At 59.3% G+C, this 18,571-nt stretch carries 19 protein-coding genes and 1 pseudogene; 5 read left to right on the forward strand and 15 right to left on the reverse strand.

Annotated features, from left to right (window positions below; genetic code table 11):
• Positions 1 to 199 precede the first annotated feature (199 nt).
• The 4 genes from B3361_RS10495 to B3361_RS10510 form a co-directional block, all read right to left on the reverse strand.
• The gene (locus tag B3361_RS10495; protein ID WP_104886436.1) at positions 200 to 388 is read right to left on the reverse strand and encodes a type II toxin-antitoxin system Phd/YefM family antitoxin; all 189 of its coding nucleotides are present in this window, start codon (positions 386 to 388) and stop codon (positions 200 to 202) included.
• Positions 389 to 757 (reverse strand): hypothetical protein, encoded by a 369-nt coding sequence (locus B3361_RS10500; protein WP_247722131.1) that lies wholly within the window; start codon positions 755 to 757, stop codon positions 389 to 391.
• Positions 758 to 963: 206 nt separating this feature from the next.
• Positions 964 to 1,788, reverse strand: coding sequence for an inositol monophosphatase family protein (locus tag B3361_RS10505; RefSeq protein ID WP_154211919.1), 825 nt, complete (start codon positions 1,786 to 1,788; stop codon positions 964 to 966).
• 118 nt (positions 1,789 to 1,906) lie between these two features.
• Complete coding sequence (locus tag B3361_RS10510) at positions 1,907 to 2,524, reverse strand: hypothetical protein (RefSeq protein WP_154211918.1); 618 nt, start codon at positions 2,522 to 2,524, stop codon at positions 1,907 to 1,909.
• A gap of 414 nt (positions 2,525 to 2,938) precedes the next feature.
• Here B3361_RS10510 and B3361_RS10515 point away from each other — a divergent pair, with 414 nt between their 5' ends.
• Complete coding sequence (locus B3361_RS10515; RefSeq protein WP_154211917.1) at positions 2,939 to 3,343, forward strand: hypothetical protein; 405 nt, start codon at positions 2,939 to 2,941, stop codon at positions 3,341 to 3,343.
• 69 nt (positions 3,344 to 3,412) lie between these two features.
• On the opposite strand, the gene B3361_RS10520 is transcribed toward B3361_RS10515, so the two are convergent.
• Positions 3,413 to 3,811: a hypothetical protein gene (locus B3361_RS10520; protein ID WP_238784018.1), complete on the reverse strand. Its 399-nt coding sequence runs from the start codon at positions 3,809 to 3,811 to the stop codon at positions 3,413 to 3,415.
• 376 nt (positions 3,812 to 4,187) lie between these two features.
• On the opposite strand from B3361_RS10520, the gene B3361_RS10525 reads away from it, so the two are divergent.
• Together B3361_RS10525 and B3361_RS10530 are read left to right on the forward strand one after the other, a co-directional pair.
• A complete protein-coding gene (locus B3361_RS10525; RefSeq protein ID WP_154211915.1) occupies positions 4,188 to 5,111 on the forward strand; it encodes a DUF808 domain-containing protein in 924 nt (307 codons plus the stop codon).
• 207 nt (positions 5,112 to 5,318) lie between these two features.
• Positions 5,319 to 5,780 (forward strand): annotated as a pseudogene (locus tag B3361_RS10530) (DUF808 family protein); the annotation flags it as partial.
• A gap of 138 nt (positions 5,781 to 5,918) precedes the next feature.
• Here the strand turns inward: B3361_RS10530 and B3361_RS10535 are convergent.
• The 7 genes from B3361_RS10535 to puuE form a co-directional block, all read right to left on the reverse strand.
• Positions 5,919 to 6,701, reverse strand: a complete 783-nt coding sequence (locus B3361_RS10535) for an outer membrane protein OmpK (protein WP_009683938.1) — start codon at positions 6,699 to 6,701, stop codon at positions 5,919 to 5,921.
• A gap of 351 nt (positions 6,702 to 7,052) precedes the next feature.
• The gene (locus tag B3361_RS10540; RefSeq protein ID WP_054881405.1) at positions 7,053 to 7,838 is read right to left on the reverse strand and encodes an outer membrane protein OmpK; all 786 of its coding nucleotides are present in this window, start codon (positions 7,836 to 7,838) and stop codon (positions 7,053 to 7,055) included.
• Between the two features lie 153 nt (positions 7,839 to 7,991).
• A complete protein-coding gene (locus tag B3361_RS10545) occupies positions 7,992 to 9,347 on the reverse strand; it encodes a nucleobase:cation symporter-2 family protein (RefSeq protein WP_009683936.1) in 1,356 nt (451 codons plus the stop codon).
• Positions 9,348 to 9,506: 159 nt separating this feature from the next.
• The gene (locus B3361_RS10550; protein WP_054881407.1) at positions 9,507 to 10,826 is read right to left on the reverse strand and encodes a urate hydroxylase PuuD; all 1,320 of its coding nucleotides are present in this window, start codon (positions 10,824 to 10,826) and stop codon (positions 9,507 to 9,509) included.
• Between the two features lie 45 nt (positions 10,827 to 10,871).
• On the reverse strand, positions 10,872 to 11,375 hold the full coding sequence (locus tag B3361_RS10555) for an ureidoglycolate lyase (RefSeq protein ID WP_009683933.1): 504 nt from the start codon (positions 11,373 to 11,375) through the stop codon (positions 10,872 to 10,874).
• Between the two features lie 49 nt (positions 11,376 to 11,424).
• Positions 11,425 to 11,940: a 2-oxo-4-hydroxy-4-carboxy-5-ureidoimidazoline decarboxylase gene (gene uraD, locus B3361_RS10560; RefSeq protein ID WP_054881408.1), complete on the reverse strand. Its 516-nt coding sequence runs from the start codon at positions 11,938 to 11,940 to the stop codon at positions 11,425 to 11,427.
• Positions 11,940 to 12,866: an allantoinase PuuE gene (puuE, locus tag B3361_RS10565; RefSeq protein WP_054906250.1), complete on the reverse strand. Its 927-nt coding sequence runs from the start codon at positions 12,864 to 12,866 to the stop codon at positions 11,940 to 11,942. Before puuE ends, uraD begins: the two co-directional genes overlap by 1 nt.
• A 400-nt stretch (positions 12,867 to 13,266) precedes the next feature.
• Between puuE and uraH the strand changes: the two genes are divergently transcribed.
• Positions 13,267 to 13,620 (forward strand): hydroxyisourate hydrolase, encoded by a 354-nt coding sequence (uraH, locus tag B3361_RS10570; RefSeq protein WP_003259496.1) that lies wholly within the window; start codon positions 13,267 to 13,269, stop codon positions 13,618 to 13,620.
• Between the two features lie 172 nt (positions 13,621 to 13,792).
• Here the strand turns inward: uraH and B3361_RS10575 are convergent, their stop codons facing one another.
• Complete coding sequence (locus B3361_RS10575) at positions 13,793 to 15,142, reverse strand: NCS2 family permease (RefSeq protein WP_054881410.1); 1,350 nt, start codon at positions 15,140 to 15,142, stop codon at positions 13,793 to 13,795.
• Positions 15,143 to 15,425: 283 nt separating this feature from the next.
• Between B3361_RS10575 and B3361_RS10580 the strand changes: the two genes are divergently transcribed.
• A complete protein-coding gene (locus B3361_RS10580; RefSeq protein WP_054890194.1) occupies positions 15,426 to 16,181 on the forward strand; it encodes a GntR family transcriptional regulator in 756 nt (251 codons plus the stop codon).
• A 102-nt stretch (positions 16,182 to 16,283) separates the two neighbouring features.
• Here B3361_RS10580 and guaD read toward each other — a convergent pair whose 3' ends face one another.
• Entirely contained in the window at positions 16,284 to 17,588 is a 1,305-nt protein-coding gene (gene guaD, locus B3361_RS10585) for a guanine deaminase (RefSeq protein ID WP_009683927.1), read from the reverse strand.
• A 10-nt stretch (positions 17,589 to 17,598) separates the two neighbouring features.
• Positions 17,599 to 18,444 (reverse strand): xanthine dehydrogenase accessory protein XdhC, encoded by an 846-nt coding sequence (gene xdhC / locus B3361_RS10590; protein WP_054881413.1) that lies wholly within the window; start codon positions 18,442 to 18,444, stop codon positions 17,599 to 17,601.
• Positions 18,445 to 18,571: the final 127 nt, after the last annotated feature.

The raw sequence follows: 18,571 nt of genomic DNA on the forward strand, positions 1-18,571 counted from the left end.
AGTTTTCGGTCAGCGGCAACATGCCTGGAGGTGCTGTGGTTTTTTGATCTGCATGTTCATCCTTCCCAGAAGCCTTCGTTCATTCGAAGCGGAGTCGAAGAGCTGAATGTGCTACTCGCTCGCAGGTATTCCTGTGCGCCGCCCTGCTAGGTATGAGTTCCTAGCGCGGAGTACAAATGTACTTCTGCCATGGAAATGCCTACTCATGGTGCTTCGAGCTGTCCGAGTGTCCCGATTTCACCGCTTGCTGTTCTGACTCCTCAGGCGCCTCTATCGTCGCTAATGGTTTGCCGTTCTTGGTCACAACAAACACGTGGCCTTTGGCAACAAGTGCAACGATTCGCCTCAGGCGCCTGCGGGCTTGGCTCATCGGGATGACGGTCACCATCTACGCAGCTCCTGGATTTCCGCTGCCAGCATGTCGTGGGCAGAGCGTGTGAACCCAGCGTCCGCTCACTTGCTGCCCCGGCGCGCCACACTGCTCGCACGTCTTCAGTGACAGCTCCTCAGCTACAGCCACGGCACCTTGGCAGTAAGCGTCGCCACCGTCGTAGAAAAAATGCAGCTCACCGAACTTCGATTTCACCTGGGCCACCACGACCTGCGGCACCTCTGGATGCCGATCCAGATGGGCTTGGAGCGTGTGGCACAGGGCATAGAGGATCTCGCGCCATCCGGGGCTGCAGTAGATGTCATCCACACCAGGATCAGAAAATAGTCGTGGATACCGAGCCCTGAATTGTTCGATCTCAAGCACGGGCACGGACGTTATGTTTTGGGTCATGTTCAAAGCTCGCACGAAGGACAATTCTTATCGGGGTTGTAATGTCGGGCAAGAAGCAAGCGGAGCGCGCAGCCAGGATGGCGAAGGCGTGAGGATGGAAGCCCAGCGGGCCGAGATCTGAAGGGGCTCGGTTTACGACAGCCGCTCCCCCGGGACACGCCACGAAATGGAACTGATGATCAGCCAGAATCATCCGCGAAGACTCTCTCCCAATCTCTCTCCGCAAGCTCAGCGCAAGCACTAGGCGCTCCGCCAAAACACCGGTTAGATACTCGATGCATTTCTGCCTCGTCCGTGTAGCTGATCTGAGCTCCATGCTCATCAACGAGCACACCATTGGCACCAATCAGCAGCGCATGACCAGCTACGACGTCGTGAGCTGAAACGGGGTAAAGCGATACTCCGCAGATCCCCTCCCCAGTTGCCACTCTGGCCAGTCTGTATGCAATGGAGGGCATCGGATGAAAACCACCAGGAGCACATAAATCTGCATTGGTTTGAGGTTTTTTATCAGCTGAGGTACTGACCATCACCAGGCTAGATTTGGAAAGCTGTTGAGTGGAAAGATCCAGGCGCACAGGTAATCCATTTCGGAGCAAATGATCCATACCCCTTGCCCAAGCGATGCAATCCGATTTTCCTTCCGGAGTGACCGGAGCGTGTACTACTCCAAGTACAGGCACCTTCGCCTCTAGCAAGCCAATCGACAGCGCTGATCCCTTCAGCCCTCTCAGGAAATCACTGGTTCCATCATTGGGATCGACGACCCAGCAGAAGCGATGACCGGAGAGCACATGGCCAGTTTCCTCGCCCCAAAAGTCGCAGGGCAAGATGTTCAAAAGCTCCGAGCGCAGCACCTGTTCTATTTCAGCATCGACATCTGCTTTGCTCCCTGAGCCGCGTCGACCGTCCGGTCGGACATATTCCTGCGCTAACAGAATCCCAGCACGCTCGACTGCGGTGATGACAAGGGGCAGGATCTGCTTCACATCCACTATTGTCATGTTCACTCCCGGCAACAGAAGGGAAGAGGCCGTTTCCCCCCTGATCATTCGGGCGCGCTGCTGCTCGGCGGGCGAGCTGCCTCGAGGCTGAGCGGAGCGCGCTTACTTGCCTGAAATGCTACGGCTTCTGAGGTGTGCTGATGGTGCTATGCCCACATGTCAGACACTCACCGGTTTCGATAGGGATTTCGACTCGATTAGGGCTAAGGTCGTTCCGACAATGCCCAATAGCGTGCTTCATGTAATAATTTGTTGTCTCAACTGGAATATGCCCTAATGCTTTCTGGACTCGAGAGATAACGCTGTCGTAGTTGTTGATGTATAGGGTCGTAAGCTCAAAAGCCTTACTTTGAATGGTTTTTTTGCATACTTCGGTGGGAGGTGGTGCGTCAAGTATCTTGTAAATTGCAAGATGCTTAAAGGGCCATTTTTCGATCTGATCATTCAGTGCCGCATAGTCGATATTCTGACCGGGGCACGTGTTGTTGAGCATAGCATCAATGACGCGAAGGCTTTGCGCTTTGATTTCTTCTAATGATACAAACTGGAGATCATCTTTATCGATGCTCTTACGGGCGTCATGAAGGTCTACGTAGCCAAGGCATCGGCTCATCAAATTTTGGGCAGCGGAAAGCTTAATTTTTTTGTTGCCTGGCCAGTCGCGTTGAAGACATCTAGCTAGCCGTAAAATACCTTTGCCCGACACGAAGTCAGCAGCGAACAGGGAAATTTGCATGGTCATCCTCCATGGTTCGAAGCGGTGCCGGCTGTCCGCAAGGACTTATGTCAGATGAACTGCGAAATGCAGGTGAATGACCTGTGAGTTATCTATGCGCGCCGACCGCTCGATCCAGGCTGACCGATTTGCCAATGCTAGCACGATGAAAGTGGGGGTTGTCCAGCACATATAAACGGTATGCAGAGAACATACTCAAAAGTTGCATCCGGGCTCGGATATGCTGCGACGTCGGGGGGGAGGTGGTTTAGGGATAAGCTGGTGGGCGTCGTAGGCGGAGGTGCGGTCATGCGGGGAGATGGACGCATGCAGGGCCGTGACTCGCAAAGAGCGGCCCGCTCTACGACAGAGGTTCGCCTTGGTGGTACGCTGCACTACTTGTACACGTATCATTGATGGCCTAGGGAAAATGAGATGAGTGAGGAAAAAGTCCGCGCCCGAGAATTAACAAGGCGTCAAGCGCTCTGGAAGCTCGCTTCACTTAAACCTGGCCATCCTGAAGCAGTTCCTTTGGTGGCGATTCTCGAACGCATTTCTATCGAGGAACATAACGACGCTGTATTTGAACCAGCACTGACGCTTGATATTGTTAGCCTCAGCGTGCCTACTCGACGCAGTTCCTCCGGCAAAGAAATAGTCCGTGAGTCTGACATTCAACAGCCTTGGCGTGAACGTTTTCTCCAAGCGAGCTCAGGATCAACTCGACTGGTGGAAGGGTTCTACGCCAATGACTGGAAGAATTTTTTGCTTGAGTGGGCTGCTGAGGTTCAGCATCTAGAAGCACACATTGCTGCGATATCCAACCGATCAAATGAATGATTTTTTTGGAATGCATGATGCCTGAAATTCGTGCTTCAAGCTGCCAAAATCTGTTGAACATGCCGAGCTCTACAGCTCTCGATCCCAGGCATCCATTGCTTCCTTGAGGTTTCCATACCAGTAAAGCTTGGACGTCTTCAGCGCAGTAGCGACTTGCTTACTTATGTTTGCGTCAAGCCAGGGTGGCAGGTTCTCGCTATCAACACTGAATAAGCTCGCAAACGCAACTGAATACAAGCCAGTGGTGAGGGACTGCAGGCATACATACTGCACTGAAGAACCGTCAGCTAATCGCCGCCAGCTTACATGTTGGATAGCATCTAGGCCGTCATGAAGATTGTGGTGGAAGTTTTCGAGTGGGCTAGCAATTGGTGCGGTTGTTACTTTGTGCTGTTTACTGACCAAGTGCTTCAGTTTTTCGCGGGAGGCTATGACGATATCGCGAATTTCTTCAGGGTCGATTGACATGCTGCGTTCGTTCACCGACAAAGTCTTGAGGTTGTTAATTGCCTCAATGAACTCTCGCTCCTGATCCTTCTCTCGCTGTGTCCGTTTGTCAGGGAAGAGCCACTGAGTGATTTGTCTTAAAAACATGAAGGAGCCCGTCAGCCATTTGCTGTCGGCAGGCTACCACCCGGTGGGCTCGGCAGCTATGAATTTCAGTGCAACAGGTGATGCGAGATGGCCGCCGTCGAAGAAAGGTGGGTGGCCAAGGCAGAACTGTTTTGCCACCAGCAGGTCTGTATGCCATCTTGTTTGCCATCGTGATAGTCCTGCGAGCAAGTCTGGGAGGTCAGGCGCTTATGGACGATGGGTTTGTAAGAATCTACTAAGGGTGAATGGAATGGCTGGCAGCAGTTTTTTTGCTTTGTTGGATGATATCGCGGCTCTGCTAGATGATATCTCTTTGATGAGTAAGGTCGCGGCCAAGAAGTCGGCCAGCGTGCTGAGTGACGACTTAGCAGTCAATGCTGAGCAAGTTACAGGCGTCAAAGCAGATCGTGAGCTCCCTGTGGTCTGGGCTGTGTTCAAAGGATCACTCCTTAATAAGGCGATTTTGGTGCCTTGTGCGCTATTGCTTAGCGCGTTCCTCCCTTGGTCAGTGAAGTGGCTGCTAATGGCAGGAGGAGTATACCTTTGCTATGAAGGGTTCGAAGCTATTAAGGAGAAGCTATTTCAAAGTGGTCACGAGTCCGGTGCAAGCGAGGCCAAGTCTGCGCCTAAAACTAAGGAGGAGCTGGCAGCTTACGAAAGGCGTAAAGTTAAGGGGGCTATCCGGACGGACTTTATATTGAGCGCGGAAATTACAGTTATAACTTTGAATGTTGTGTCGTCTGCCCCTTTGCTACAACAGATTGTGACGCTGATTGTAATTTCATTGGCTATGACTGTTGGCGTGTATGGGCTGGTTGCGGGAATTGTCAGGTTGGATGACGCTGGTCTTGCTTTGCTCAATTCTAAATCTGACGGTGGCACCGGAGCGGTTTTGAGGAAAGTTGGCGGTGTATTGGTGGCGTCAGCCCCAGTTCTTATGAAGGCACTGTCGTGGATTGGGACTGTCGCGATGTTCCTTGTTGGCGGCACCTTTGTGGCAGAAGGTATTCACCCAATCGAGCACCTCATTGAAGCTACCACGAGCTCCTTTGAAGGATGGGCGCCTGTTGTGAAGATAGGAGCATATGGTGTGGTTGGGGCTTTAGCTGGGATGGTCGCTGCAGTTGCGATGCGGGCGCTTTCGTGGGGCGTGGAGACAGCCAAGAGAAATTGAATGTCACAGGCTGTCGTATAGCACCTTCGTCAATTTACAGAAAATCTCCCATTGCGGTGACCCTGACGGGGATTTCCCCACCGCCGTCGGGTGTTTTTTCTAGATGGAATGGGCTTGTGTTGTGCAGAATCAGGCGATGCACAAGCCTACATTGGGCAGCTAGGCCCAGTGAATCGCCGTATTGTGCAGGATAGGGGTAGTTAAATTATTCTGTCGGCGGAAATCATCGCCATTACCCTGGGCATCGTCGCCGACTCGCCGCTGCCACAGCAGGTGATCGTGCTGTCGGGCATCGCAGTGGTAATGACCCTGGGCGTTTACGGGGTGGTGGGCGGCATCGTCAAACTGGACGACCTTGGGCTGTGGATGACCAAGCGGGCGTCGGGCGTGGCTCAGGCGGTAGGCAATGGCATATTGCGCGCGGCACCCTACATGATGAAAGGCCTGTCGGTGGTTGGCACGGCGGCGATGTTCCTGGTGGGTGGCGGGATTCTGGTGCATGGCATCGCGCCGCTGCATCACGCGGTCGAAGCGTTCAGCGAGGGGCGCGGTGGTGGGCTTACCGTGGCGTTGCTCAATGGCGTGGCCGGGGTGATCGCCGGTGCCGTGGTGCTGGCGGTAGTGACGGTGGCCGAGAAGCTGTGGCGCCGCGTGCGGCCGGCCAACTGAGCGGCCTGGCCGGGGCGTTGCCCCGGTTCGCGGGCACGCCCGCTCCCACAGGTACAGTATCTGCCATGGGCCGAGCGCGGACCCTGTGGGAGCGGGCGTGGCCGCGAATGGGCCGCAGCGCGGCCCCGAGGGCTCAGGTCAGAAGTGCACCTTGACCAGGAAGCTCATGGTGTTCTGGTCGGTGGTGAAGGCATCGCTGTCCTTGATGCCGTACTTGTTCTTCCAGTAGTCATACTCCACACCCACGTACAACTGCTTCTCGCCAAAGTGCAGCGCCTTGCCCAGGTCGTACTTGATCTGCGGGTTGAAGTGCAGGTTGGCGTGGTAGGTGCCACGGCGGTTCTGGTCGTTGTCGACCACCCAGTCCATGAAGCCGTCGATCAGTACGTCGGAATCCCCCACCGGGATGGTGTACGACCACACCGGCGTGATCTGCCACACATTGTCGCCGGCACGGCTGCCGTCGGTGGTGCGGTTGTAGAAGTTCAGCTGGAAGTAGTCGAAACCAGGGATGGCCAGGTCGAAGCCCGGGCCGATCAGGTACGACTCGGTATCACCCTCGCCAAACTCGTAGGTCATGGCCAGCAGCACGTCCTTGACCGGGCCGAACTCCAGCTTCTGGTCGAAGATCTTGCCAAACGACAGGCGTGGGCTGATCTCGCCATAGTAGGTGTTCGGGCCGTTGCCCTCGTCCTTCTGGCCTTGGTAGAAGATCTTGTCGACAAAGATGAAGTTGTCGCCGTACTTCCAGCCATCGGCATGTTCGAAGGTCACGGTTTGCTGGGTTGGCGGGTTGACCTTGAAGTTCTTGCCCCACAGGTAGGTCAGGCTGTTGTTCTGCCATTGCAGCAAGTCACCGCCGAAGGTGGTGCCGCAGGCCAGCAGGCCGCCAGCAAGGATCAGGCTGTTGATGGTACGCATTGCGAGTGTCGCTCCCTTGTTTGATCTGTTGTCTGCGCTCGTTGTTGGCGCTTTTTGTCTTTTGAGTCAGCTTTTTTCGATAGGCCACAGCTGTTTGGCAAGGGTTGGGCCAACTTTTCCGGGTTGGCAAAACCTTCCTGCTCGACTTCGTTCTGAACGGATGAAAAGGGTCTTTCAGGCTGGCAACACGTTCGCCAACCGCCCGTATTCATTGACTGAGCGGTCAGTAAACGCAGGCAGAATCCGTTCTGCCCTGATCGAGGGGGCGCGCAGATTACTGGCTTGCGCGCCGCGCCTCAAGTGCTCCGTCCTGGAGCGCTGTGAATCAAACTTGTGCGTTCGGTCAACTTCTTAGAAGTGTACCTTGATCAGCGCGCTCGCCACGCTCTGGTTGCTGTCCAGGCTGCCGCGGCTGTCGATGCCGTACTTGTCCTTCCAGTAGCTGTACTCGAAGCCCACATAAAGCTGCTTTGCCCCCAGGTTCAGGGCCTTGCCCAGGTCATATTTGACCTGCGGGTTGAAGTGCAGGTTGGCGTGGTAGGTGCCACGGCGGGTCTGGTCGTTGTCGGTCACCCAGTCCATGTAACCATCTATCAGGATGTCGGACTTGCCCACCGGCAGGGTGTACGACCAGGCCGGGGTGATCTGCCACACATTGTCCCCGGGGCGGCTGCCCTCGGTGTTGCGCACATAGAAGTTAAGGGTGAAGTAGTTGAAGCCCGGGATGGCCAGGTCGAAGCCGGGGCCGATTAGGTAGGCCTCGTTGTCGCCTTCGCCACGTTCATAAGTCATGGCCAGCAACACATCCTTGACCGGGCCGAATGCCAGTTTCCGGTCGAAGATCTTGCCGAATGACAGGCGTGGGCTGAACTCACCGTAGTAGGTGGTCACGCCCTTGCTGGCGTCTGCTTTGCCGTTGTAGAAAATCTTGTCGACGAACATGAAGGTGTCGCCGTACTTCCATTTGTTGGCGTGCTCGAAGGTAACCGTCTGCTGGATGCTGGGGTTGACCTTGAAGTCCTTGCCGTACAGGTAGGTCAGGCTTTCGCCGTGCCATTGCAGCCATTCGCCCGCGTGGGCAGGAACGGTGGCCAGCAAGCTGCTGCCCAGCAAGAGGGACGTGGTGATGCGTTTCATGTTGTGCTTCCCGGACTTATTGTTTTTTTTGGGTTTTTTTGGCGTGCAGGTGCCCCGGGCGGCCCATTCCGGCGGGCCGACGGTATAGCGTCTACGACGGTTCGAGACCGGAGCGGCTACAGGCCGCTCCCGTTCACTCGAAGGGGTTTTGCCTCAGTGCTGGTGACAGGCGTCGTTGTGCACCGCGCGGTCGGCACCGCCCAGAATGTTGAACAGCACGTTCAGCACCAGGGCGCTGACCGTGGCCATGGCGATGCCACTGTGGGTGATGGGCTCCATCCACTGCGGCATCTGCGCGAAGAACTCCGGGCGCACCACGGGGATCAAGCCGAAGCCCACGCTTACCGCAACCAGCAACTGGTTGCGGCGGTCGCCGATGTCGGCTTCCTGGAGGATCTTGATCCCGGTAGCGGTCACCATGCCGAACATGGCGATCGACGCCCCACCCAGTACCGCGGGCGGGATCGAGGCGATCAGGAACGCTGCCTTGGGCAGCAGGCTGAGCAGAATCAGCAGTGCGCCGGCCACGATGGTGACAAAGCGGCAGCGGACCCCGGTCATCTGCACCAGGCCGATGTTCTGGGCGAACGACGAGTGGGTGAAGGTGTTGAAAAAGCCGGCGATGAACGACGCCCCGGCATCGCACAGCAGGCCGCGGCGGAGCATGCCTGGGGTGACTTCGCGGTCGGTCACCTTGCCCAGGGCAAGGAACATGCCCGTGGACTCGACGAAGATGATCACCACCACCAGGCACATGGACAGGATCGGTGCCAGGCTGAAGGTCGGCATGCCGAAGTGCAGGGGCGTCACCACCTGCAACCACGGCGCTTCACTCAGGCCTGACAGATCGACCATGCCGATGGTGCCGGCCAGCACGTAGCCCAGGCCCATGCCAACCAGCACCGACACGTTGACCCAGAAGCCGCGCATGAAGCGGTTGATCAGCAGGATCACGGCCAGCACCAGGCCGGCCACCAGCAGGTAGATCGGCGAGCCGAACGTACTGGCATCCTGGCCGCCACCGGCCCAGTTGACCGCTACCGGGAACAGCGACAGGCCAATCGAGGTGATCACCGTTCCGGTGACCAGCGGTGGGAAGAAGCGCACGACCTTGGACATGAACGGTGCGATCAGCATGCCGAAGAAGCCGGCGGCGATGGTCGCGCCGAAGATCCCCTGCAGGCCTACACCGGGCATGCCGGCCATGGCCACCATGCTGCCCACGGCTGCGAAACTGGCACCCATCATCACCGGCATGCGGATGCCCACCGGGCCGATACCGAACGACTGGATGATGGTGGCGACGCCAGCGACCAGCAGGTCGGCGTTGATCAGGAAAGCGACTTCTTCACGGGAAAGCCCGGCGGCCTGGCCAATGATCAGCGGCACAGCGATGGCGCCACCGTACATCAGCAAAACGTGTTGCAGGCCAACCAGGAACAGTTGGAACAGGGGCAAGGGTTCGCGCGGTGGCGCAACGGGTATGTACGCCTTGCGGGACTCGGACATGCAGCACCTCGAGTTTTGTTTTTATTCTCGGATCCAAGTGCCAAGCTCCAAGCGGCAAGCTTCAAGAAAAAGCTTGGTATCCGCACTGGAGCCTGGCACTCGATGCTTGCTTCCTACTACGTACAGCTTGAGGCTTGCAGCTTGACGCTTGTGGCTCGATCAGTTGACCTGGGCGCCCTTGGCGATCCAGTCACCGACCAGCTTGCGCTCCTCGGTGGTCATCTGGGTGATGTTGCCCAGCGGCATGATCTGGCTGGCCACTGCCTGCGCCTGAATGCGCGCGGCCTGGGCCTGGATCTGCTGCGGGGTGTCGAACATCACGCCGGCAGGTGCGGCGCTGAACAGTGGGCTGGTCGGCTTGGCCGAATGGCACACGGTGCAGCGTTCCTGGATGACATTGTGGATCTTGTCGAAGTCGCCAGCACCGGCCTGGGCCGTAGCCTGGGCCGGGGCTTCGGCAGGCGCTGCGGCGGCCTTGGCGGCGTCCTCGGCGCGTTGCTCGGCAGCGGTCTTGCCACCCACAGCAGTAGCCGGCAGAGGCTGGTACTCGATCTTCGCGGCGGCCTGCTCAGGGCTCACTGCCATCGGTTTGGGGCCGGTGACGTAGGCCAGGCAAATCATTGCCAGGGCACCGACAGGCAAGGTCCAGGCGTACTTGTTGCTGTCGTGGCGGGTGTTGAAGTAGTGGCGGATCAGCACCGCAGCTACCGCGATACCGGCCAGGATCAGCCAGTTGTACTGGCTACCGTAGGTGCTCGGGAAGTGGTTGCTGATCATGATGAACAGCACCGGCAGGGTGAAGTAGTTGTTGTGACGCGAGCGCAACAGGCCTTTGGCCGGCAGTACCGGGTCGGGCGTCTGGTTGTTCTCGATCGCGGCCACCAGCTGGCGCTGGGCCGGCATGATGATGCGGAACACGTTGCCGACCATGATGGTGCCGATGATCGCGCCGGTGTGCAGGTAGGCACCGCGGCCGCTGAACACCAGGCTGAAGCCCCAGCAGGCGGCGATGATCAGCACGAACAGCACGGCACCGAGCAACGCCGGCTTCTTGCCCAGCGGCGAGTCGCACAGGAAGTCGTAGATGAACCAGCCGGCGACCAGCGAGCCGATACCGATGGCTACGCCTTCGGCACCGCTGAGGGTACTGCCAGGGGCCAGCAGGTACAGCGTCGGGTTCCAGTAGAACACCACGCACAGCAGGGCGATACCGGACATCCAGGTGAAGTAGGCTTCCCATTTGAACCAGTGCAAGTTCTCGGGCATTTTCGGGGGGGCGAGCTTGTATTTCTCCAGGTGGTAGATACCACCGCCGTGAATCGCCCAGAGATCACCCGACAACCCATCGCGCGGGTTGCTTCGGTTCAGGTGGTTCTCCAGCCAGACGAAGTAGAACGATGCACCGATCCAGGCTACGCCGGTGATCATGTGAACCCAGCGAATGCTCAGGTTCAGCCATTCGTGAAGGTGTGCTTCCACAGTATGTACCTCTGCCGATCACCGAGAACGATGACCGACCTTTTCTTATTGGTGGGGATTGAGGATCAGCATCTGTTCCTCGGTGAAGTAATGCTCATCGCAGTTGTTGCCAGAACCGCTGCGATCAACCACCAGGAAGTCATCCCGCTTTTCGATCGTCAGCACCGGGTGGTGCCAGACGCCGCGATGGTAATTAACGCCCTGCCTGCCATTACTGCGGAAGGCACGGACCAAGCCTGATACAGGTGCATCGCCAATGGGCGCGACCACGATCAGAAAGGGGTTGCCGAGCAGCGGGATGAAAGCCTGGCTGCCCAGCGGATGGCGTTCAAGCATGCGTACGGTCAGCGGCATGTCCAGCGCATCGGCGCGGAAGATGCTGATGATCGCCTTGTCTTCAGGCTCGGCGGTCTCGACCGTGGCGAGCTTGTGAAAGCGCATGGTCGAGCCGTTGTTGATCATGAAGTGGTCGCTGCCGTCGGTTTCGATCACGTCGCCGAAGGGAGCGAAGGCTTCTTTGGTCAGGGGCTCGATCATCAGGGTGCGCATGCGGGTCTCTCTTTTATGTTCGTTGTACTGAATGGGGGTCGGCTGCCGCTTACAGCTGCAGCAGGCGGAACAGGGCGATCAGGTTGATCTGCGCCAAGGCTTCCTTGAATTCGGCCTCGCTGTCGTTGTGGATGCGCTTTTCGAACGCGGCGAGTATCTGGTGCCGGTTGCTGCCTTTTACCGCCATGATGAACGGGAACTGGAACTTGGCCTTGTAGGCATCGTTCAGCTCGGTGAAACGGGCGAACTCTTCGGCGGTGCACTGGTGGATACCGGCGCCGGCCTGTTCGTTGGTGCTCGATGCGGTGAGCTCGCCCTGGATGGCGGCCTTGCCGGCCAGGTCCGGGTGAGCATTGATCAGTGCCAGCTGGTCAGTGTGACTGGCGCTGAGCAGGATATCGCTCATGCGCTGGTGCAGCGCCTCGACTTCGTCCAGTTCACCCAGTTGGCCCACGTCATAGGCTTTTTCGGCGACCCACGGCGAGTGCTCGTAGATGTCGGCGAATACCTCGACGAAGGCGTCGCGGTCCAGGGCGGAGGGCTTGAGGGTCTTGAAGGCGGTCATCAGGCGTTCTCTTTCTTGTACGGGTGGGTGGTGTGCCAGTGGCGGGCGATGTCCACGCGACGGGCGAACCAGACCTGCTCGTGGCTCTTGGCGTAGTCGATGAAGCGCTTGAGCGCAGCCAGGCGCGCCGGGCGGCCGACCAGGCGGCAGTGCAGGCCGATGGAGAGCATCTTCGGCGCTTCGGCGCCTTCGGCATAAAGCACGTCGAACGCGTCTTTCAGGTACTGGAAGAACTGCTCGCCACAGTTGAAACCCTGCACTTGGGTGAAGCGCATGTCGTTGGTGTCCAGGGTATAGGGGATCACCAGGTGCGGCTTGCCGGTCGGGTTGTTCGGCTCCCAGTAGGGCAGGTCGTCGTCGTAGGTGTCGCTGTCGTAGAGGAAGCCACCTTCCTCCATCACCAGGCGGCGGGTGTTCGGGCCGGTGCGGCCGGTGTACCAGCCCACTGGGCGTTCACCGGTGATTTCGGTGAGGATGCGGATGGCTTCGAGCATGTGCTCGCGCTCCTGGGCCTCATCCATGTACTGGTGGTCGATCCAGCGGTAGCCGTGGCTGCAGATCTCGTGGCCAGCTTCGGCCATGGCGCGGATCACGTCGGGGTGGCGCTGGGCGGCCATGGCCACGGCAAAGATGGTGAGCGGGACGCCGCTGTCCTTGAACAGCTTGAGCAGGCGCCATACACCGGCACGGCTGCCGTATTCATACAGCGACTCCATGCTCATGTTGCGCTGGCCTTGCAGCGGCTGGGCAGCAACCATTTCGGAGAGGAACGCTTCGGACTCCTTGTCGCCGTGCAGGATGTTGCGTTCGCCACCTTCCTCGTAATTGAGCACGAAAGACAGCGCGATGCGAGCGTTGCCCGGCCATTGCGGGTGAGGAGGGTTGTTGCCGTAACCGATCAGGTCGCGAGGATAGTCAGCGCTCACTGCAGTCTTCCTTCTTGTGCGTTGGTGCGGGGGGGTGGGCGGGCCGCGTCGGGATGTCGCACCACCGGATGGGCTGATTGTATACAACTTATGAAATCTTTTGTAAGCCTGTTTTTCCGCATTTCTGCCCTTTTGTCGCTTCACTGCCAACAAGAAATACAGTGCAAGAAACCTGCCTGATTGGTCAGCTAATGAAGTGGGCGTCGTTATCCCGCCTGTATTCGCGACTGCTGGGTCGTTTGTGGGCAAGGTGCGGTGGGGTGCGACGGCTGGGTTCAAAAAATTGTGTACAATTTTGCCGTGGAATGTCTTAATAGCGTCATTCGCGCCTGCCGCAGGCCTTGTTTGGGTGCGCTGGCGAGTATTTCTTGCCCACAGATTGAACAAGAGGCGACACGCAATGGGACGTTTGACCACACACGTACTGGATGCCGCGCATGGCTGCCCGGGCAGCTCGATCAAGGTCGAGCTGTACCGTGTCGAAGGCCAGCAACTGGAGCTGGTGAACACCGCCCTGACCAACAGCGATGGCCGCGTCGACGCGCCGCTGTTGCAAGGCGACGACTACCGCACTGGCGTCTACCAGCTGCAGTTCAGCGCAGGCGACTACTACCGCGCCCGCGGTGTGCAACTGCCGGCCCAGGCGTTCCTGGATGTTGTGGTGCTGCGCTTTGGCATCGACGAGCAGCAGGAGCACTACCACGTGCCGCTGTTGATTTCGCCGTACAGCTATTCGACCTACCGTGGAAGCTAGTTGGTCGCTAGAAGAATCTTCGTAGGTCCTTTGGCCCGCTCTCACACTGGCGGGCTTTTTTTCGTCTGGTGTTTTTGTACTGGCTGTGCCGACCTTTATCCGCGCAAAGGCCGGCACAGCCTGCAGCAACGAAGAAAGGGCGCCGAGGCGCCCTTGGTGGGTACGGGGAGGTTCAGAGGAACACGAACTTGGCAATGAAGATCGCGCACAGCACCCACAGGCTGGCGGAGATTTCCTTGTACTTGCCGGTACCTGCCTTCAATGCCACATAGCTGATGAAGCCCAGGGCGATGCCATCGGCGACCGAGAAGGTCAACGGCATCATGATCACCGTGACGATCGCCGGAATGCTGTCGGTAGCCTCGTCCCAATGGATGTGCGCCATGCTGCCCATCATCAGCATGGCCACGTAGATCAGCGCACCTGCTGTGGCGTAAGCCGGAATCATCCCGGCCAGCGGGGCGAAGAACATTGCCGCGACGAACAGCAAACCGACCACCACCGCCGTCAGGCCGGTGCGGCCACCTGCCGCAACCCCGGCAGCACTTTCCACATAGCTGGTCACCGGCGGTACACCCACCACCGCACCGAACACACTCGATGCACTGTCGGCCTTCAACGCCCGCGACAGGTTCTCGATACGCCCGTCCGGTGCTACCAGATTCGCCCGCTGGGCCACACCCATCAGCGTGCCGGCCGTATCGAACATGTGCACGAACAGGAACGCCAGCACCACGCTGATCATGCTGACGTTGAACACGCCCGCCACGTCCATCGCCATCCAGGTCGGTGCCAGGCTCGGGGGCATCGACATCACCCCGCCAAATTTCACCAGGCCCAGACCCCAGCCGGCCAGGGTCACGCCGATGATGCTGATCAGGATCGCGCCGAACACGCGCTTGTAGCTGAGGATGGCGATCAGCAGGAAGCACACCGCCGCCAGCAGTGGCCCTGGCTCATGCAACGAGCCCAGCTTGATCAGGGTGGCGGGGCTGTCGACGATGATGCCGGCAGTTTTCAGGCCGATCAGCCCGAGAAACAATCCGACGCCGGCCCCCATGGCATGGCGCAGGCTCACCGGGATGCTGTTGAGCAGCCATTCGCGCACTTTCGACAAGGTCAGGAACATGAACAGCACGCCCGAAACGAAAACGGCCCCCAGCGCGGTTTCCCAGTTGTAACCCATGGTGCCGACCACGGTGTAGGTGAAGAAGGCGTTGAGCCCCATGCCCGGCGCCAGGCCCACCGGCCAGTTGGCGTACAGGCCCATCAGCAGGCAACCCAGCGCCGCGGCGATGCAGGTGGCGACGAAGGCGGCGCCATGGTCGATGCCGGCGTCGGCCATGATGTTGGGGTTGACGAAGATGATGTAGGCCATGGTGATGAAGGTGGTCACCCCGGCGATCAGTTCGGTTCTGACAGTGCTGCCGTGTTGCTTGAGTTTGAAAATCCGCTCCAGCCAACTCGTTTCGAGCGGCGGGGCAAGATCCAGCGTAGGGGCTTCGGATTTGCGGCTTTCCACAGCGTGTACTCCTCAAGTCTTTCTTGTTGTTGTGGGGGCCAGTTCCTGCGCCATGCACTTGGTGACCCCGCGAGGTGAGGCAGACGTCCGACCGTTTTGTTGACTTATGGGTCAAGAAGTTGCTCGATGGATTATGCTTTTGTGTACAAAGAATGCAAATAATGTTTTATGTTTTGTGTGCGCAATGCGTCGTACAACGGCTATATAGCGAAAACGCCCCCTGCGGAATCGCCTCAGCCTGTGTACAATGGCGCCATACTTTCTCTTCGTGCCTCGAGAGCCCATGAACGAACAGCTGCAACCTCTGAAGAAACCTGCACGGGTCGGCAAGGCCGGCCGCAGCGGTACCCAGGACGACATCGTCTACGCGCATATTTTCGAGGCGATTCTTGAACAGCGGCTGGCCCCGGGCACCAAGTTGAGCGAGGAAGCGCTGGGCGAAATCTTCGGCGTCAGCCGCACCATCATCCGCCGCGCCCTGTCGCGGCTGGCTCACGAGAGCGTGGTCTTGCTGCGGCCCAACCGCGGTGCCGTGGTGGCCAGCCCGACCGTTGAAGAGGCGCGCCAGGTGTTCTTCTCGCGGCGCATGGTAGAACGGGCCATTACCGAACTGGCCGTGCAGCATGCTACCGCCGAGCAACTGAACGAGCTGCGGCAGATGGTGCGTGAGGAGCGTGACAGCTTCTCGCGCGGCGACCGTGGTGCCGGTATCCGCCTGTCCGGCGAGTTTCACCTCAAGTTGGCCGAGGCAGCGGGCAATGCGCCGCTGGTCAGCTTCCAGCGCAGCCTGGTGTCGCAGACCTCGCTGATCATTGCCCAGTACGAAAGCGGCACGCGTTCGCACTGCTCGTATGACGAACACATGCAACTGATCGATGCCATCGAGGCGCGCGACGCCCAGCAGGCGGTGAGCCTGATGATGCACCACATGGACCACATCGACAGCAAGCTCAACCTGGACGAGGAAAGCGCCTCGGACGACCTGCATGCGGTGTTCTCGCATTTGCTGAAAAAGCCCAAGGTTTCCGTCAAAGGCTGATCGTTTGCCTGGTTGGCCCCAGGGGTGTGCATTTACGCTCACCCCTGGGGCTGCTTTGCAGCCCATCGCGACACAAGGCCGCTCCTACCAGGGCTTTGGCGGCTAGCGTTGGTGCACGCAACGCCCGGCAGCGTAGGTTTCACGCACGGTACGGTCGTCGCCCAGGGTGGTGAGCACGAACAGGGTTTCTTCGATGCTGTTGGACTGCTGGATGCGGTAGTCCAGTAGCGGCGTGGCCTTGTAGTCCAGCACTACGAAGTCGGCATCATTGCCGGGGCGCAGGCTGCCGATGCGGTCGTCCAGGCGCAGCGCACGGGCGCCGCCGAGGGTGGCCAGGTACAGTGACTTGAACGGGTGCAGGCGCGCGCCTTGCAGCTGCATCACCTTGTACGCCTCGTTCAGGGTGTTGAGCAGCGAGAAGCTGGTCCCGGCGCCGACGTCGGTGCCCAGGCCCACATTGACCTTGAAGCGCTCGGCTTGCGGCAGGTTGAACAGGCCGCTGCCGAGGAACAGGTTGGAGGTGGGGCAGAAGGCCACGGCCGAGCCAGTTTCGGCCAAGCGCTGGCACTCGTCGTCGCACAGGTGCACGCCGTGGGCGAATACCGAGCGCTCGCCCAGCAGCTCGAAGTGGTCATAGACGTCCAGGTAACCCTTCTGCTCAGGGAACAGCGACTTGACCCAGTCGATTTCCTTGAGGTTTTCCGACAGGTGCGTGTGCATGTACACGCCCGGGTGCTCCTTGAGCAACTGGCCGGCCAGGGTCAACTGTTCAGGCGTGCTGGTCGGTGCGAACCGCGGGGTGACGGCGTAGTGCAGGCGGCCCTTGCCGTGCCAGCGTTCGATCAGCGCCTTGCTTTCGGCATAACCGGACTCGGCAGTGTCGGTCAGGTAGTCCGGGGCGTTGCGGTCCATCATCACCTTGCCGGCGATCAGCCGCAGGTCCAGGCGCTCGGCCTCTTCGAACAGGGCATTCACCGATTCCGGGTGCACGCTGCCGAATACCAATGCGGTGGTGGTGCCGTTGCGCAGCAGTTCCTTGAGGAAGATCTTCGCCACCTGGTCGGCGTGGGCCTTGTCGGCAAACTGCTTTTCGCACGGGAAGGTGTAGGTGTTCAGCCAGTCCAGCAACTGCTCGCCGTAGGAACCGATCATGCCGGTTTGCGGGAAGTGGATGTGGGTATCGATGAAACCCGGGGTGATCAGTGCGTCCTGGTAGTGCTCGACCGGAAAGTCGGCGGCCAGGGTTGGCAGTAGCTCGCTGGCGTGGCCAACGGCGCTGATGCGGCCATCGTCGACGACCAGCAGGCCGTCTTCGTAGTATTCATGGGATGCCTCCAGGCCCACCTCGGCCGGGTCAGCGATGCTGTGCAGGATGGCGGCACGGTAGGCTTTGCGGGTAACGGTCATAACTCACTCGTCAAAGGGCTTGGCTGCGCCGGGAGGGCGGCAGCAACTGGGCAATGGGGCCGGCATTGGCGGCAGCGTCGTGCTGGCCAAAGCAGGCGTTGTAGGTGGCGATGATTTCGCCGGCAATGGACACCGCGATCTCGATGGGCAGCTTGCCCTTGACCTCGGCCAGGCCCATCGGGCAGCGCATGCGCGCCAGCAGCGCGTCGTCGTAGCCCCGCTCGCGCAGGCGGTGCTCGAACTTGACCCGTTTGGTCTTCGAGCCAATCAGGCCGAACCAGGTGAAGTCGTTGCGCTTGAGAATGGCGGCGGTCAGTTCCAAGTCGAGCTGATGGTTGTGGGTCATGACGATGCAGTAGCAACCTGGTGGCAGCTGTGCCACTTCGTCGACCGGCTCTTCACTGACCACCTTGGTCACCCCGTTGGGGATGAATTCGGGGAATTCCTGTTCACGCGAGTCGACCCAGCGCACCCGGCAGGGCAGGGCGGCGAGCAAGGGTACCAGAGCGCGGCCGACATGGCCCGCGCCGAACACGGCGATGTGCGCCTGCACGGCAGCCATGGGTTCGAACAGCAGCACGGTGACGCCGCCGCAGCACTGGCCCAGGCTGGCGCCGAGGCTGAAGCGTTCCAGGTGCGGCGTGGTGCGTTGTGCTTCAAGCATTTGCCGGGCGATGTGCAGGGCCTTGTATTCCAGGTGGCCACCGCCGATGGTGTCGAACAGGCCGCTGGCGCTGACCACCATCTTCGAGCCGGCATTGCGCGGGGTCGAGCCGCGTTCCTCGATGATGGTCACCAGTACGCAGGCTTCGCCACGGGCCTGGTGGTCGGCGAGGGCGTTGATCCATTGGTGCATGATGCAACCTCTCTAAAGATCGACACGGCCCCCTTGTAGGAGCGGCCTCGTGTCGCGAAAGGGCTGCACCGCAGCCCCGACAATCTATGCAGTAGCCAAGATCTTGGGGCCGCTTCGCGACCCTTTC

It is taken from the genome of Pseudomonas sp. UBA6699, assembly GCF_002454615.1.
GTDB classification, from domain to species: Bacteria; Pseudomonadota; Gammaproteobacteria; order Pseudomonadales; family Pseudomonadaceae; genus Aquipseudomonas; species Aquipseudomonas juntendi.